Below are 13,698 nucleotides of genomic sequence, written 5' to 3' on the forward strand. Positions count from 1 at the left end.
GAACCGATCCGGTACGGTGTCCGTTGTCCGGTTACTCCGTACACCATACGTTGATTCAAGGGGTGCGCTCTGCCCAGCACACACGCCACTTATCTACCGGATCGGCACATGTTCGCGCTCTGGACCTGGCTCGGACACGCCACCGGTCCGGCCCCGACCGGTCCAGGTGACCGCGAGACCCTCGCGCTGGCCGTCCCGATCGGCGTGGACGGAGCCCTCGAGGTCATCGACGTCGATGCCGCCTTGGTGGATCCCGAGACGTTCGCGGACTCGAGCCTGGACCACCCGGGTGAGTCGTTCCTGGTCTGGCAACAGGTGGTGCGTTCCGCGCTCGCCGACCCCGCCGGTGAGCCGCCCGGCCCGGACGCCGATGCCCTGCCCATCGCCGCGCACGCCGTGCCGGACGCGTCCCGCACGGCAATCGTCTCCGCGCGACGAGCATTGGCCGTCCTGCGCGACACCGAGGCGGTCACGGCGGATCTGCGGGCCACCCTGAAAGCCCGGCTGCGCCCCTACCAGGCCCGCGGGGTCGGCTGGCTGCGCGAAACGGTGGCCGCGCACGGCGGCGCGGTGCTCGCCGACGAGATGGGGCTGGGCAAGACCGTGCAGACCATCGGCTTCCTGCTCGACCGGGCCGAGGCCGGTCCGCAGTTGGTGGTGTGCCCGACCTCGCTGGTCGGCAACTGGGCGCACGAGATCGGCCGGTTCGCGCCCGGGCTGCGCGTGGTCGTGTGGCGAGGCGGCGCCGTCGATCCCGACGCCACGACGATCGTGGTCGCCGGTTACCCGACGCTGCGGTTACATGGGCAGCTGCTGGCGCAGCGGAGGTGGGCGACGGCCGTCTTCGACGAGGCGCAGGCGCTGAAGAATCCCCGCACCCAGGTCGCGAAGGCGGCGCGCGCGATCGACGCGGCCGCCACGGTCGCACTGACCGGCACGCCGGTGGAGAACCATCTCGATGAGTTGTGGGCCCTGCTGCACCTGGTGGCACCCCGATTGTTCGGGCACCGGACGCAGTTCCGGCGGCGCTTCGTGCGGCCCATCCACGAGGGTTCGGCCGCCGCCGCGGCACGGTTGCGCGACACCATCGAACCGGTGGTGCTGGCCCGCACGAAGCGTCAGGTCGCCGCCGCCCTGCCCGCGAAGATCCACAGCGACCTGCTCTGCGACCTCACCGCCGAACAGGAACAGCTGTACGACCAACTGCTCGACAAGGCCGTGGACGACGGATTCGGCGCGGGCATCGAGCGCCACGGCCGCGTGCTCGCGGCGCTGACCGCCCTGAAGCAGGTGTGCAACCATCCCGGCCTGATCACCGGCGAACTCGACGAGCTCGCCGGCCGGTCCGGGAAGCTCGACCTGTGCACCGACATCGTCGCCGCCAATCTCGAAACCGGCAGTCCGACGCTGATTTTCACGCAGTACCGGCAGACCGGTGACCTGCTGGTACGGCATCTCGCCGAGCAGTTCGGCGTGGATGCGCCGTTCTTCCACGGCGGCCTCTCACAGGCCGAGCGCGCCGAGATCGTCACCCGGTTCCAGGCCGAGGACGGGCCACCGGTGCTGGTGCTCAGCCTGCGCGCGGCGGGCACCGGGCTCACGCTGACCCGCGCCGCCGACGTCGTCCACTTCGATCGCTGGTGGAACCCGGCGGTGGAGGCGCAGGCCTCCGACCGGGTGCACCGGATCGGCCAGACCCGTACGGTCACCGTCACCACGCTCACCTCCACCACCACCGTGGAGGAGCACATCGCGGGCATGCACGACCGCAAGGCGGCGCTGCGCGACCTCGGCGACGCTGCGGGTATCGCGGCGCTGGCCGCACTGGACGACGCCCAACTGATCGAGATACTGCGCCGCAAGAGGGAGAACTGATGGCGGACAACGAGTTCGGCTACACCGCATGGGGCATGGACTGGGTCCGGCTGGCCGAGCCGCTGCGCCAGACCCGGCCGGACCCACTGCTGCCCCGCGCGCGCAGCATCGCGCGCAACAACGGCGTGCGGGCCACCGTCGAAGGACAGGTCGTGCGGGCCACCATCCACCGGGGCGGTCAGGCGTCGGTGACGCAGGTGGAGGTGGCCCCCATGTCCCGGACCGCCGTTACCGCGATCGCCGGATTCGTGCCGGACCCGCCCGTACCGACCGACGATGTGCACCGCGCCATCAGCGCGGCCGGGATTTCCCTCGCACCCGTCCTCGCGGGTACCGACTGCTCGTGCACCGCGCGCAAGACACGATGCGTGCACCTTCTGGCCGTCTTCTACGAGATGGCGCGGCGAGTCGACGAGGATCCGCGACTGGGCTTGGCGATCCTTGGTTATTTCGCCGCCGCGCCGCGGGACTCGGACGAGTCCGCACCGGCGACGCGGTGGACGCCGATCAGTGCACTGGACTCTCGGCGATTCTTCACCACGACGCCGCGCTGAACTGCCGAACCATCTCGGAGTATCCCGGCCACCGATCGCACCCCCGCCGTCTGGCCCCGGAAGCGGGGAATTACTGCGCCGGAGGCGATCTCGATAGTTCGCTTCGTTGACGGGTGGCGTACGCGGATCCCGGCCGCATCATTGCCGCTGCTCTGCCACGGGCATGCCGCTCGCGCGGGTCGCGAGCCGATCGGTCCTGCGACGCCGAGCACGTACGTCGCGGCGTTCCAGCGGGCGGTCGTGGTCCCGCAGCGGCGGCATTTCGCCGGGTCGATCAGGCGTTGGTACCGCTGTCCACGGTGAGGAACGCACCGGTCACGCTGCGACCGGACGGCCCGGCCAGGAAGGCCACCGTCGCCGCCACATCGTCGGCGGCGCCGAAGCGCCCGAGCGCGGTCAGGTCGCGCTGCCTGCCCGCATGCGCTCCGTCGCCCGGATTCATGTCGGTGTCGGTGGAGCCGGGCTGGACGAGGTTCACCGTGATCGCGCGCGGGCCCAGTTCGCGCGCCAGCGCCTTGGTGAAGCCGTTGAGGGCGGACTTGCTGAGGTTGTAGAGCGTCACCCCGTCGAACGGCGCGTGATCGGTCAGGTTGGTCCCGATGCTGATGATCCGCCCGCCGTCGGTCATGTGCGGGACCGCGGCCTGCGCGCCGACGAACGCGGCGCGCGCGTGCACACCGAGCGCGTTGTCGATCTCCGCGACGGTGAACTCCTCGAACGGCTTCGCCGGGAAGATCCCCGCGTTGTTGACCAGGATGTCCAGCCCGCCGAGTTCGGACGCCGCGCGGTCCACCGCCGTGCGCACGGCGGTGGCGTCGGCGCTGTCGGCCTGGATGGCGACGGCTCGCCGCCCGAGCGCCTCGACTTCGCCGACCACCGTCTTCGCCTGCCCCTCGGCGTGCTGGTAGGTCAGCGCCACGTCCGCGCCCGCCGCGGCGAGGCGGCGCACGATCGCCGCCCCTATCCCGCGGCTACCCCCGGTGACCAGTGCGACCTTGCCCGTCAGGTCCGGCATCGGTACTCCTCCTATTTTGTGTCGATCAATACATAAATAGCCAAGCGCATCCGCCGCCGCGGTGTCAAGGGGTATATTTAACGATCGACACAGAAAGGTTCGGCATGGCAGAACGGGGACGACCACGCGCCTTCGATCGCGCCGAGGCCTTGCGCCGCGCCATGGAGGTGTTCTGGGAACACGGCTACGAGGGCGCGTCGATGAACGACCTCACCGCCGCGATGGGGATCAACTCACCCAGCCTGTACGCCGCGTTCGGCGGCAAGGAGGCGCTGTTCCGCGCGGCCGTCGACCTCTACGGGCACACCGACGGCGGCTACACCGCCCGTGCGCTGCGCGAGGAACCCACCGCGCGGGCGGCCATCGAGGCGATGCTGCGGGACAACGCGGTGGCCTACACCGAGGAGAACAAGCCGCACGGGTGCATGGTCGTGCTCGCGGGCTCCACCTACACCACGAGAAACACCGGCATCCGCGATTTCCTGATCGACAAGCGCCGCGCGACGACCGAAGACATCCGGCGACGACTCGAGCGCGGCGTCACCGAGGGCGATCTGCCGCCCGGTACCGACAGCGCGGCGCTCGCCGCTTTCTACACGACGGTCCTCTACGGGTTGTCCATCCATGCACGGGACGGCGCGGCGCTGCCGGAACTCACCGCGTCCATCGACTGCGCCATGGCCGCCTGGCCCGCCCCGGCCGACTGACGCGGGCTACTTCCGGCGCAGCGCCGCGATGCGCTCACCGAGTTGTTCGGCGGTGGCCAGCGCGGTCGGCGGCCCGCCGCACTCCCGGCGCAGCTCGCCGTGGATCACGCCGTGCGGCTTCCCGGTGCGATGGTGATGCATCGCCACCAGGCTGTTGAGTTCGCGCCGCAGCTCGCCGAGCCGATCGGCGGTGGCGACCCGCTCCGCGGCGCCCGCCACCTGTGGACCGGGATCGGGGACGGGCGCGGACAGGCTCCGATCCGCGACCTGTCTGGCCTGCCGCTCACGCAACAGCGCGCGCATCTGCTCGGCGTCGAGCAGGCCCGGAATCCCGAGGTAGTCGGCTTCCTCGTCGCTTCCGGCGAAGGTCGCGGTACCGAAGGAGGATCCGTCGTAGATCACCTGGTCGAGCTCGGCGTCGGCGGCCAGCGCGACGAAGGACTTCTCCTGCTCGCCCGGTTCGTCCTGCTGCTTGTTCGCCTCGATCAGCAAGTCGTCGTCCAGGCCGTTCTTCTCCCGGTGCGGCTTGCCGATGACGTGGTCGCGCTGCAACTCCAGTTGCGCGGCCAGATCCAGCAGCACCGGCACCGAGGGCAGGAACACCGTCGCGGTCTCGCCGGACTTCCGGGCACGCACGAAACGCCCGATCGCCTGCGCGAAATACAACGGGGTGGAGGCGCTGGTCGCGTACACCCCGACGGCGAGGCGCGGCACGTCGACGCCCTCGGACACCATGCGGACCGCGACCATCCAGGGCTGGGTGCTGTTGCTGAATTCGGCGATGCGGTTGGAGGAGGCCGGGTCGTCGGACAGCACCAGCGCCGGCTTCTCACCCGAGATGTGTTCCAGCAGTTCGGCGTAGTCGCGGGCACGGTCCTGGTCGGTGGCGATCACCAGACCGCCCGCGTCGGGCATGCCGGAGGCGCGCTTCTGGCGCAGCCGGATGTCGGCGGCGCGCAGCACGGCGGAGATCCAGTCGCCGGCCGGGTCGAGCGCGGTCCGCCAGGCACGGGCGGTCTGCTCGGCGTTCAGCGGCTCGCCGAGGCGGGCGGAATACTCCTCGCCCGCGCTGTCGCGCCAGTGCGCTTCGCCGGAGTAGGCCAGGAAGACCACCGGCCGCACCACGCCGTCGGCGAGCGCCTCGGCGTAGCCGTAGGTGTGGTCGGCGCGGGACTTCGGGAAACCGGACTCGTCGGGTTCGTAGACGACGAAAGGGATCTGGCTGTCGTCGCTGCGGAACGGGGTACCGGTCAGGGCGAGGCGGCGAGTCGCGTCGCCGAACGCCTCAGCGGTCGCGTCACCCCAGCTCTTGGCGTCTCCCGCGTGATGGATCTCGTCGAGAACGACCAGCGTCCTGCGATTCTCGGTGCGCACGCGGTGGCGCGAGGGATGCGCGGCGACCTGCGCGTACGTGACCACGACACCGTGATAGTCACCCGAGGTGCCACCGGTGGAGTTGGAGAACCGCGAGTCCAGCGCGATCCCGGAGCGCGCCGCCGACTGTGCCCACTGGTGCTTCAGATGTTCGGTGGGCGCCACCACGGTGATCTGGTCCACAGTGCGGTCGGCCAGCAGTTCGGCGGCCACGCGTAGCGCGAAGGTGGTCTTGCCCGCGCCCGGGGTGGCCACGGCGAGGAAGTCCCGTGGTTTGGTGGCCAGGTACTTCGTCAGCGCACGTCGCTGCCAGGCGCGGAGGGAACCGCCGCTGACGGCGGGGCCGATCACTTTCGAATCGCCCGGCGTCTCTGCCTCACCCGCCACAGCGGCGCCACCCGACCCAGTCACGCAGACGACCCTAGCGGCCCGGCACGGCGTGTCGCCAAACCGACGCGGCGGGCGCGACGGGCATCACACGGCTACCAGCCAGGACGCTGGGAGTTCACCCGATGCCCACCGACACGTCGCGCGCACACTCCGATGCGGATCGCCGAAGTGCGCGATGCTGTAAGCACGATGACCGAGCAGCACGCCATTCCGGGGGATCCGCCGCGGACCGACACACCGTCGACCCGCGCCGCCGCTGTGCGCCCTCCCACTTGGGCCGACCGCGCGAGCGCGCGCACAGCGGTGTTGAGCAGACGGGCCGCCGCGCTGATCCTGCGGGTGGCGGCGAAGGCGTGGACGGATTCCATCTTCGCCAAATCGGCCGCGGCCGCGTTCTGGCAGACGCTCTCGCTGGCGCCGCTGTTGCTCGGCCTGCTCGGCAGCCTCGGTTACGTCGGCGGATGGTTCGGCCCGGACACGGTGCAGATCGTCGAGTCCAAGATCATCGCGTTCAGCCGGGAGCTGTTCAGCGCCAACGTGGTGTCCGATCTCATCGAGCCCACGGTGCAGGACGTCCTCGGGCGCGGGCGCGGAGCGGTGGTGTCGGTGGGCTTCGTGCTGTCGCTGTGGGCCGGATCGTCGGCGATGGCGACCTTCGTCGACTCGATCGTGGAGGCCCACGACCAGCAGGACGCGCGGCACCCGGTGTGGCAGCGCATCTTCGCGCTGTTGCTGTACCTGCTGTTCCTGGCGGCGTCGGTGTTCATCCTGCCGCTGGTGGCGCTGGGGCCGACGCTGATCGGGCGGGTGCTGCCCACCGCGTGGCGGGCCACCGGACTGCAACTGCTGGACTTCTTCTATTACCCGGGCGTCGGCCTGCTGCTGATCGTCGGGCTCACCACCCTCTACAAGCTGGCACTGCACACCTCGTTGCCCTGGCACCGGCTCTTCGGCGGGGCGCTGGTGGCTGGCGTGTTCTTCATGGCGGCCAGCGAAGTGCTGCGCCGCTACCTGTCGTGGGTCAGCCGCACCGGCGTCACCTACGGCGCGCTGGCGACGCCGATCGCGTTCCTGCTGTTCACGTTCTTCCTGGGCTTCGCGGTGATCCTGGGCGCGGAGTTCAACGCGGCGGTGCAGGAGTTCTGGCCCGCCCGCGCGACGCGCATGGAGCAGGTCAAGGAGTGGATCGCCAATCAGGTGCGCGGCGAGAGCGGAACCGACGCGGACACGACGGATCCCGACGAGGCCGCGGCGGGTCCGGACGACGCGGGCTCCGACGACCTGCGCGCCGTGCTCGATCTGCGCGCGGCGCGGTCCTCGTCCGGCGAGTAGATCGTCGCCTCAGTCGCCCTTGCGTAGGCCGTCGTAGACCTTCTTGCACTCCGGGCACACCGGAGAGCCCGGCTTGGGCGAGCGGGTCACCGGGAAGACCTCTCCGCACAGCGCGACCACGTGGGTGCCCAGCACGGCGCTCTCGGCGATCTTGTCCTTCTTCACGTAGTGGAAGAACTTCGGGGTGTCGTCGCCCGTCGTCTCGTCGGTCGTCGTATCCGGGCGAACCATGGTGTCGGTGCTCACGCACTCCATGATGCCGCATCGCGCGACAACCCCGCTGACCACGGTCTCACCTCGGTATCGCATCACCGGCCACCGCCGAGCAGACCCGACCCCACCTCGGTATCGCATCACCGGCCACCGCCGAGCAGACCCGACCCCACCTCCGTATGTGCGCGGAAGGACCACGAGTGGAAGACTCGGGGTATGCAGCAGAACGGCGATTCCCCATCCGCCGACGGCCGCGACCGCGAAGAGCACCCCGACGTGACGATGCCGACGCAGCCCCGCCGTTCCTCCGGATACTTCCCAGGCACCGACGACAAGCACCCCGCGTTGATCACCGAGGCGGCGCCCTCGCTGGACGATCAGCACCGGGCCCGGGTGCGCAGGTACACGATCATCATGGCGTTCCGCATCCCGTGCCTGGTCCTCGCCGCGATCGCCTACAGCGCGTTCGGCAACCCGCTGCTGTCCATCCTGATCATCGTCGCGTCGATTCCGCTGCCCTGGATCGCGGTGCTGATCGCCAACGATCGCCCGCCACGCCGCAAAGACGAGCCCAGCAGGTGGGACCGTCCGCGCACGGCCATCGAGTCGCGTCCGCACAACGCCATCGACGGCTGAGTCCGCTGGGAAGACCGGCTCACCGCGCCGCTGCCGGAGGCCTGCGGACGACGGCCGACATCACGGCGGCGGCGCCGCACAGAGCGCCCGCCAGGTACCAGGCGAGGTCGTAGCTGCCTTGCAGGTCACGGATCACGCCCGCGCCGGTGGCCGCCACCGCCGAGCCGATCTGGTGCGAGGCGAACACCCAGCCGAATGCGACGGGGCCGTCGGCGCCGAACAGTTCGCGGCACAGCACGACGGTCGGCGGCACCGTGGCCACCCAGTCCAGGCCGTAGAAGACGATGAACACCCACAGGCTCGGCTGCGTGTCCGGACCCAGCAGCGCGGGCAGGATCAGCAACGACAGACCGCGCAGCGTGTAGTAGCCGATCAGCAGGTAGCGCGGATCGATCCGGTCGGTCAGCCAGCCCGAGGCGATGGTGCCCGCCACGTCGAAGACGCCGACGACGGCCAGCAGGCTCGCCGCGGCGGTCGGCGGCATGCCGTGATCGTGCGCGGCACTGACGAAATGGGTGCCGACCAGCCCGTTGGTGGACGCGCCGCACACCGCGAAACCGCCTGCGAGCAGCCAGAACCCGGGACGCCGCGCGATCGTCCCGAGCACCGTGAGCGCGCGCGACGCGCCGCCCGCGGCGGGTACGCGCAGGCCCGCCGTGCTGTCCGGCTCGGCGCCGTAGGCTCGCACGCCGAGATCGCTCGGATAGTCCCGGATGAACAGCACCACCAACGGCGCCACGGCCAGCGCCGCGCCCGCGACGATCAGCGACGGCAGCCGCCAGCCGTGGGCGCGCGCCAGCGCCGACACCAACGGCAGGAAGACCAACTGTCCGGTCGCGCCCGCGGCGGTGAGCACGCCGGTGACCAGACCGCGCTGCCGCACGAACCACCGGCCGGTGATCGTGGCGACGAACGGCATGGACATCGACCCGACGCCGACACCGACCAGCAGGCCCCAGGTCAGCACGAGGTGCCACGGCCGGGACATGAAGACCGTCAACCCGCTGCCCGCGGCGACCAGCAGCAGCGCGCAGGCGACCACCCTGCGGATGCCGAAGCGATCCATCAGCGCGGCGGCGAACGGCGAGATCAGGCCGTATAGCAGCAGATTCAGCGAAACGGCCGTCCCGATGGTGCCGTGCGACCAGCCGAACTCCTCGTGCAACGGGTCCATCAGCACGCTGGGCACGGAACGGAACGCGGCCGCGCCCAGCAGGGCGATGAAGCCCACGCCTGCGACCGGCCAAGCCGGGTGCAAGCGCCGGCGCGGCGCGGTAGCCAGGGAAACGGGAGTCGGCGTCTGCAGTTCGGTCACCCGATGAGCCTGCCCGAACCATGCTCACGCAACGAGTGGCTGAAATGCCACATAACATTGAATTCCTGCCAAATATGGCGGCGCCGGTATTTTCTCGACAAGGCGGGCACGCGTCCCTAGGGTCGCATGAGGCCTCGCGCACCACGATCACCGGCCACGGTTTGTTGCGGGCGACAAGACAGGAGTGCACATGATTCGGTGGATCTGGGTCTTCCTGGACCGCCCGGCGCAGCGTTTCGACGACTGCGCGAAGTTCTGGTCCACGGTCACCGGCACCGAGCTCTCCCCTCGGCGCGGCGCGAACGACGAGTTCCTCACCCTGTTGCCGGACCCGGCGCTGTTCGCCGCGGCGAGCGTCAAGATGCAAGCGGTGACCGGCCTCGGCGGCGTCCACCTCGACCTGGACGTCGACGACATCCCCTCCGCCGTGCGCACCGCGCTCGGCCTCGGGGCCGAGCTGGTCGCCAACCATCCCGGCTACGCCGTCCTGCGATCCCCCGGCGGCCAGACGTTCTGCCTGACTCCCAGCGGCCGCGCCACCAGCACGCCCGCGCCCGCCGTCCGGGCTCCGGACGGCGCGCTGTCGCGCCTGGACCAGGTGTGCCTCGACATCGGCCCCGACGATCACGAGGTCGAGACCCGCTTCTGGACGCTGCTGACCGGCTGGACCCATCAACCGGGCAGACGGCCGGAGTTCGCCCGGTTGCGCTCCGAGGAACGGCAGCTGCCCGCGCAGCTGCTGTTGCAGCGCCTCGGCGAGAACCGCCCCACCAGCGCGCACGTCGATCTGGCGGCCACCGACATCGACGCCACCGCCGCGTGGCACGAGTCACTCGGTGCGACCGTGGTGGAACGTCACGAACACTGGATAGTCCTGAGCGATCCCGGCGACGCCTTGTACTGCGTCACCGGACGCGACCCCAGCGGGGTCTGACCGACTCCGGCGGCGGCCCGAGGTGGCAGCGCGGTGCCGCGGAACACAGCGGGCACCTGATCCGCGCCCTGTGGTCGCGGTGGCAGAGTACCGGTGTGCCTACGAACCGATCGACGACCACCGGATCGCTGCTCGCCGCGCTGTGCCCGGATCTGCGGACCGCGCTCACCCGGGTGGGCTACGACGCCGACACCCTGCTCGAGGTGCTCGGCGACGCGCACGCTGCGCTGGGCCGGTCGGAGCCGGTACCGGTGCGCCGCGCGGCCCGCGCGGCAGGCGAGCTGGGCACCCTCATCCGTCTGTTGCTGCTGGGCGACGCGCTGCCCGAGCGGGAGGTGGCCGCGGCGCTGGCGCCGGTCGAGATGGATCGCGCGGTCGCGGCGGGCCTGCTGGAGCGCGAGGGCGACGAGGTGCGTGCGGCGCTCGACCTGCGGCCGCTCGACACGGGCGCGGGCACTCGGTGGGTGCTTTCCGACCTCGACGACTCGATGCGCAGGCGCACACTGACCGAGGATCACGTCCTCGGCGTCGGCCACGCCTCCCTCTCGCTGCTGCGCGCCACACCCACCCGGCCGGTCGGCACGGTGCTCGACCTCGGCACCGGGTGCGGCGTGCAGGCGGTGCACGCCGCCTCCTACGCGCGGCGCGTGACCGCAACCGATGTCAATCCCCGCGCATTGTGGCTGGCCGAGGCCACCGCCGCGCTCAACGAGCTGGACATCGAACTGGTGGAAGGCTCCTGGTTCGACCCGGTGCGGGGCAGGCGGTTCGACCAGGTCGTGGCCAATCCTCCGTTCGTGGTGGGCCCGGGGCGTGTCGAGCACACCTATCGCGATTCCGGCCTCGCACTGGACGGCGCGAGCGAGTTGGTCATCTCGCAGGCCGCCGACTTGCTGGCGCCCGGCGGTACCGCCGCGATGCTCGCCGCGTGGGTCCATGTCGACGACGAGGACTGGCGCGGGCGCGTCTCCTCCTGGTTGCCCGCGCACGGGGTGGACGCCTGGGTGGTGCAACGTGACGTGGCCGACCCAGCCCTGTACGTGGGCACCTGGTTGCGCGACGCGGGCGCGGACCCGCGCGATCCCGCCACGCAGGCCCGCGCGGAGCGCTGGCTGGACGCTTTCGAGGCAGCCGACGTGGCGGGCATCGGGTTCGGGTTCGTCTACCTGCGCGCCATCGATGGGCCGACCGAATTGCTCGCCGAGGACCTCACCCGCGGCTTCGATGATCCGCTCGGCGAGGAGGCCTTCCGGTATTTCGAGCGCTCGGCCTGGTTGCGGGCCGTCGCCGGCGACGAAAATCTCGCCTGGTCTTCACGTTTCGTCGTGGACGAGGCGACGGCGCTGGAGCGGGTGTATCTGCACGACGCCGAGGGATGGGCGCCGGAGGTCGCGCGACTGCATCGCGGCGACGGTCCGCGCTGGCAGCACGAAGTGGATGAGGCGACGATCTCACTGCTGGCGGGAATGCACGCCGACGGCCTGCCGTTGTACGACCTGATCGAACTGCTGGCGCTCGCCCATGGATCCGATGCGGTGGGCACCGAGTTCGCCGCCGACGCGTTGTCCGTGGTCACCGGCCTGGTACGGCACGGATTGATCAAGCCCGTGTGAGAAACGGCAGCCGCGCGCCGGCCGGTGCAGGTCCTGGCCGGGGATCGTCCCCGCGCTGCGGCGCTTCTCAGGAACTTCTCAGACGAGAAGGGCGAAAACCGCTGCTCAGAGCGGTTTATGCCAGCCGTAACGGGGAACTTTCTCCCTGTCGGGTCCGTTTATCGGAGTGAGACACCACCGACAGGAGGCAAGTCATGACAAGCCCCGCCACCACTCGTGTGCGCACCAGCGATTCGGACCTCGACGCTCAGAGCCCTGCCGCCGACTTGGTACGTGTGTACCTGAACGGAATCGGCCGCACCGCGCTGCTCACCGCTGCCGACGAGGTCGAGCTGGCCAAGCGCATCGAGGCGGGCCTCTACGCGCAGTACCTGCTGGAAACCGGCAAGCGACTGTCGGCGTCCCGCAAGCGTGATCTGGCGATGATCGTGCGCGATGGTCAGGCCGCCCGGTCGCACCTGCTCGAAGCCAACCTGCGCCTTGTTGTCTCGCTCGCCAAGCGGTACACCGGCCGCGGCATGCCGCTGCTCGACCTGATCCAAGAGGGCAACCTCGGGTTGATCCGCGCCATGGAGAAGTTCGACTACGCCAAGGGCTTCAAGTTCTCCACCTACGCCACCTGGTGGATCCGGCAGGCCATCACTCGCGGCATGGCCGACCAGAGCCGCACCATCCGCCTGCCCGTCCACCTCGTCGAGCAGGTGAACAAGCTGGCCAGGATCAAGCGCGAACTGCATCAGCAGCTGGGCCGCGAGGCCACCGACGAGGAACTGGCCAACGAATCCGGCATCCCGGTCGACAAGATCTCCGATCTGCTCGACCACAGCCGCGACCCGGTGAGCCTGGACATGCCGGTCGGCAACGACGAAGAGGCCCCGCTGGGCGATTTCATCGAGGACTCCGAGGCCACCTCGGCCGAGTCCGCGGTCATCGCCGGTCTGCTGCACCACGATGTGCGCAGCGTGCTCGCCACCCTGGACGAGCGCGAACAGCAGGTCATCCGGCTGCGGTTCGGCTTGGACGACGGCCAGCCGCGCACGCTGGACCAGATCGGCAAGCTCTTCGGTCTCTCCCGCGAGCGGGTGCGTCAGATCGAGCGTGAAGTCATGGCGAAGCTGCGCAAGGGTGAGCGGGCCGACCGGCTCCGCGCCTACGCCAGCTGATCGTCCGGCGCCGGCCGCCCCGAGACAGCGCCGGCGTTCGGCTCGGTGACCCTTCCGCCGGGGTCACCTTCCCGCGCCGACCGGTATGCGCGCGTGCCCGTCCCCTCCGGGCGTCGCGCGGGCCGGTCGGCGGTGTCGTATCCCCTTCTCCGCGCCGCGTCGGCTCAGCTCTGGTCCACCGCGATGTCGTATTTCACGGTGTCGCCTTCCACCGAGGTCACCGTCAGCGTCACACCGAGCGTGTCCCCAGCCGCGGTGAGCGTGCAACGCATGGTGGTCCCTTCTTTGCCAGTGAGATCACCGGGGCAATCGATCGCGTCGGGTTCCTGCCCGACCTTCTCGGTGAGCGAGTCCTTGACCGACTTCTCCAAGTCGGCCTCCTTCACCTTCGGGGTGCCGATTGTGACGGAACACGCGGTGAGCGCCGCCGCGAGCAGCGACAAGACGGCAACACTGCGAATCTTCATGGCGAGCAGGCCTTTCTGACGGACGAACGTGACATCCCCAGATCGCGGCAGAAGCGATCGTCCGTTATCGGACATTTCGCGTGTGACGTGTGCGAGCCGATGTCTCAGCC

Annotated in this window: 13 protein-coding genes; 8 read left to right on the forward strand and 5 right to left on the reverse strand. The window is 70.2% G+C overall.

Annotated elements, in window-relative coordinates; translation table 11 throughout:
- Window positions 1-108 precede the first annotated feature (108 nt).
- On the forward strand, window positions 109-1,875 hold the full coding sequence (locus ACIHAX_RS05660; protein WP_397275975.1) for a DEAD/DEAH box helicase: 1,767 nt from the start codon (window positions 109-111) through the stop codon (window positions 1,873-1,875).
- Window positions 1,875-2,429, forward strand: coding sequence for a hypothetical protein (locus tag ACIHAX_RS05665; RefSeq protein ID WP_397275977.1), 555 nt, complete (start codon window positions 1,875-1,877; stop codon window positions 2,427-2,429). Before ACIHAX_RS05660 ends, ACIHAX_RS05665 begins: the two co-directional genes overlap by 1 nt.
- Before the next feature lie 274 nt (window positions 2,430-2,703).
- Here ACIHAX_RS05665 and ACIHAX_RS05670 read toward each other — a convergent pair whose 3' ends face one another.
- On the reverse strand, window positions 2,704-3,444 hold the full coding sequence (locus ACIHAX_RS05670; protein WP_355070350.1) for an SDR family oxidoreductase: 741 nt from the start codon (window positions 3,442-3,444) through the stop codon (window positions 2,704-2,706).
- Window positions 3,445-3,548: 104 nt separating this feature from the next.
- Here ACIHAX_RS05670 and ACIHAX_RS05675 point away from each other — a divergent pair, with 104 nt between their 5' ends.
- On the forward strand, window positions 3,549-4,151 hold the full coding sequence (locus tag ACIHAX_RS05675; RefSeq protein ID WP_364426006.1) for a TetR/AcrR family transcriptional regulator: 603 nt from the start codon (window positions 3,549-3,551) through the stop codon (window positions 4,149-4,151).
- A gap of 6 nt (window positions 4,152-4,157) precedes the next feature.
- Here ACIHAX_RS05675 and ACIHAX_RS05680 read toward each other — a convergent pair whose 3' ends face one another.
- Window positions 4,158-5,912 (reverse strand): DEAD/DEAH box helicase, encoded by a 1,755-nt coding sequence (locus ACIHAX_RS05680; RefSeq protein ID WP_397276055.1) that lies wholly within the window; start codon window positions 5,910-5,912, stop codon window positions 4,158-4,160.
- A gap of 192 nt (window positions 5,913-6,104) precedes the next feature.
- Here ACIHAX_RS05680 and ACIHAX_RS05685 point away from each other — a divergent pair, with 192 nt between their 5' ends.
- The gene (locus ACIHAX_RS05685; protein ID WP_397275980.1) at window positions 6,105-7,247 is read left to right on the forward strand and encodes a YihY/virulence factor BrkB family protein; all 1,143 of its coding nucleotides are present in this window, start codon (window positions 6,105-6,107) and stop codon (window positions 7,245-7,247) included.
- Window positions 7,248-7,256: 9 nt separating this feature from the next.
- Here ACIHAX_RS05685 and ACIHAX_RS05690 read toward each other — a convergent pair whose 3' ends face one another.
- Window positions 7,257-7,493, reverse strand: a complete 237-nt coding sequence (locus ACIHAX_RS05690; protein WP_039799212.1) for a DUF3039 domain-containing protein — start codon at window positions 7,491-7,493, stop codon at window positions 7,257-7,259.
- 249 nt (window positions 7,494-7,742) lie between these two features.
- Here ACIHAX_RS05690 and ACIHAX_RS05695 point away from each other — a divergent pair, with 249 nt between their 5' ends.
- Window positions 7,743-8,096: a DUF3099 domain-containing protein gene (locus tag ACIHAX_RS05695; protein ID WP_355071024.1), complete on the forward strand. Its 354-nt coding sequence runs from the start codon at window positions 7,743-7,745 to the stop codon at window positions 8,094-8,096.
- Between the two features lie 19 nt (window positions 8,097-8,115).
- Here the strand turns inward: ACIHAX_RS05695 and ACIHAX_RS05700 are convergent, their stop codons facing one another.
- Window positions 8,116-9,411 carry an MFS transporter gene (locus tag ACIHAX_RS05700; RefSeq protein ID WP_397275982.1) on the reverse strand — a complete coding sequence of 432 codons (1,296 nt, stop codon included), beginning with the start codon at window positions 9,409-9,411 and terminating at the stop codon, window positions 8,116-8,118.
- Between the two features lie 190 nt (window positions 9,412-9,601).
- Here ACIHAX_RS05700 and ACIHAX_RS05705 point away from each other — a divergent pair, with 190 nt between their 5' ends.
- The 3 genes from ACIHAX_RS05705 (at window position 9,602) to ACIHAX_RS05715 (ending at window position 13,121) form a co-directional block, all read left to right on the forward strand.
- The gene (locus ACIHAX_RS05705) at window positions 9,602-10,345 is read left to right on the forward strand and encodes a VOC family protein (RefSeq protein WP_355070344.1); all 744 of its coding nucleotides are present in this window, start codon (window positions 9,602-9,604) and stop codon (window positions 10,343-10,345) included.
- Window positions 10,346-10,440: 95 nt separating this feature from the next.
- Window positions 10,441-11,958, forward strand: a complete 1,518-nt coding sequence (locus ACIHAX_RS05710; protein WP_397275984.1) for a methyltransferase — start codon at window positions 10,441-10,443, stop codon at window positions 11,956-11,958.
- A 194-nt stretch (window positions 11,959-12,152) separates the two neighbouring features.
- Window positions 12,153-13,121, forward strand: coding sequence for a sigma-70 family RNA polymerase sigma factor (locus ACIHAX_RS05715; RefSeq protein ID WP_355070340.1), 969 nt, complete (start codon window positions 12,153-12,155; stop codon window positions 13,119-13,121).
- A 164-nt stretch (window positions 13,122-13,285) separates the two neighbouring features.
- Here the strand turns inward: ACIHAX_RS05715 and ACIHAX_RS05720 are convergent, their stop codons facing one another.
- Entirely contained in the window at window positions 13,286-13,588 is a 303-nt protein-coding gene (locus tag ACIHAX_RS05720; protein ID WP_356961560.1) for a DUF4333 domain-containing protein, read from the reverse strand.
- Between the last annotated feature and the right edge of the window lie 110 nt (window positions 13,589-13,698).

Origin of the sequence: Nocardia sp. NPDC051929, from assembly GCF_044548645.1 — a bacterium.
Lineage (GTDB): Bacteria > Actinomycetota > Actinomycetes > Mycobacteriales > Mycobacteriaceae > Nocardia > Nocardia sichangensis.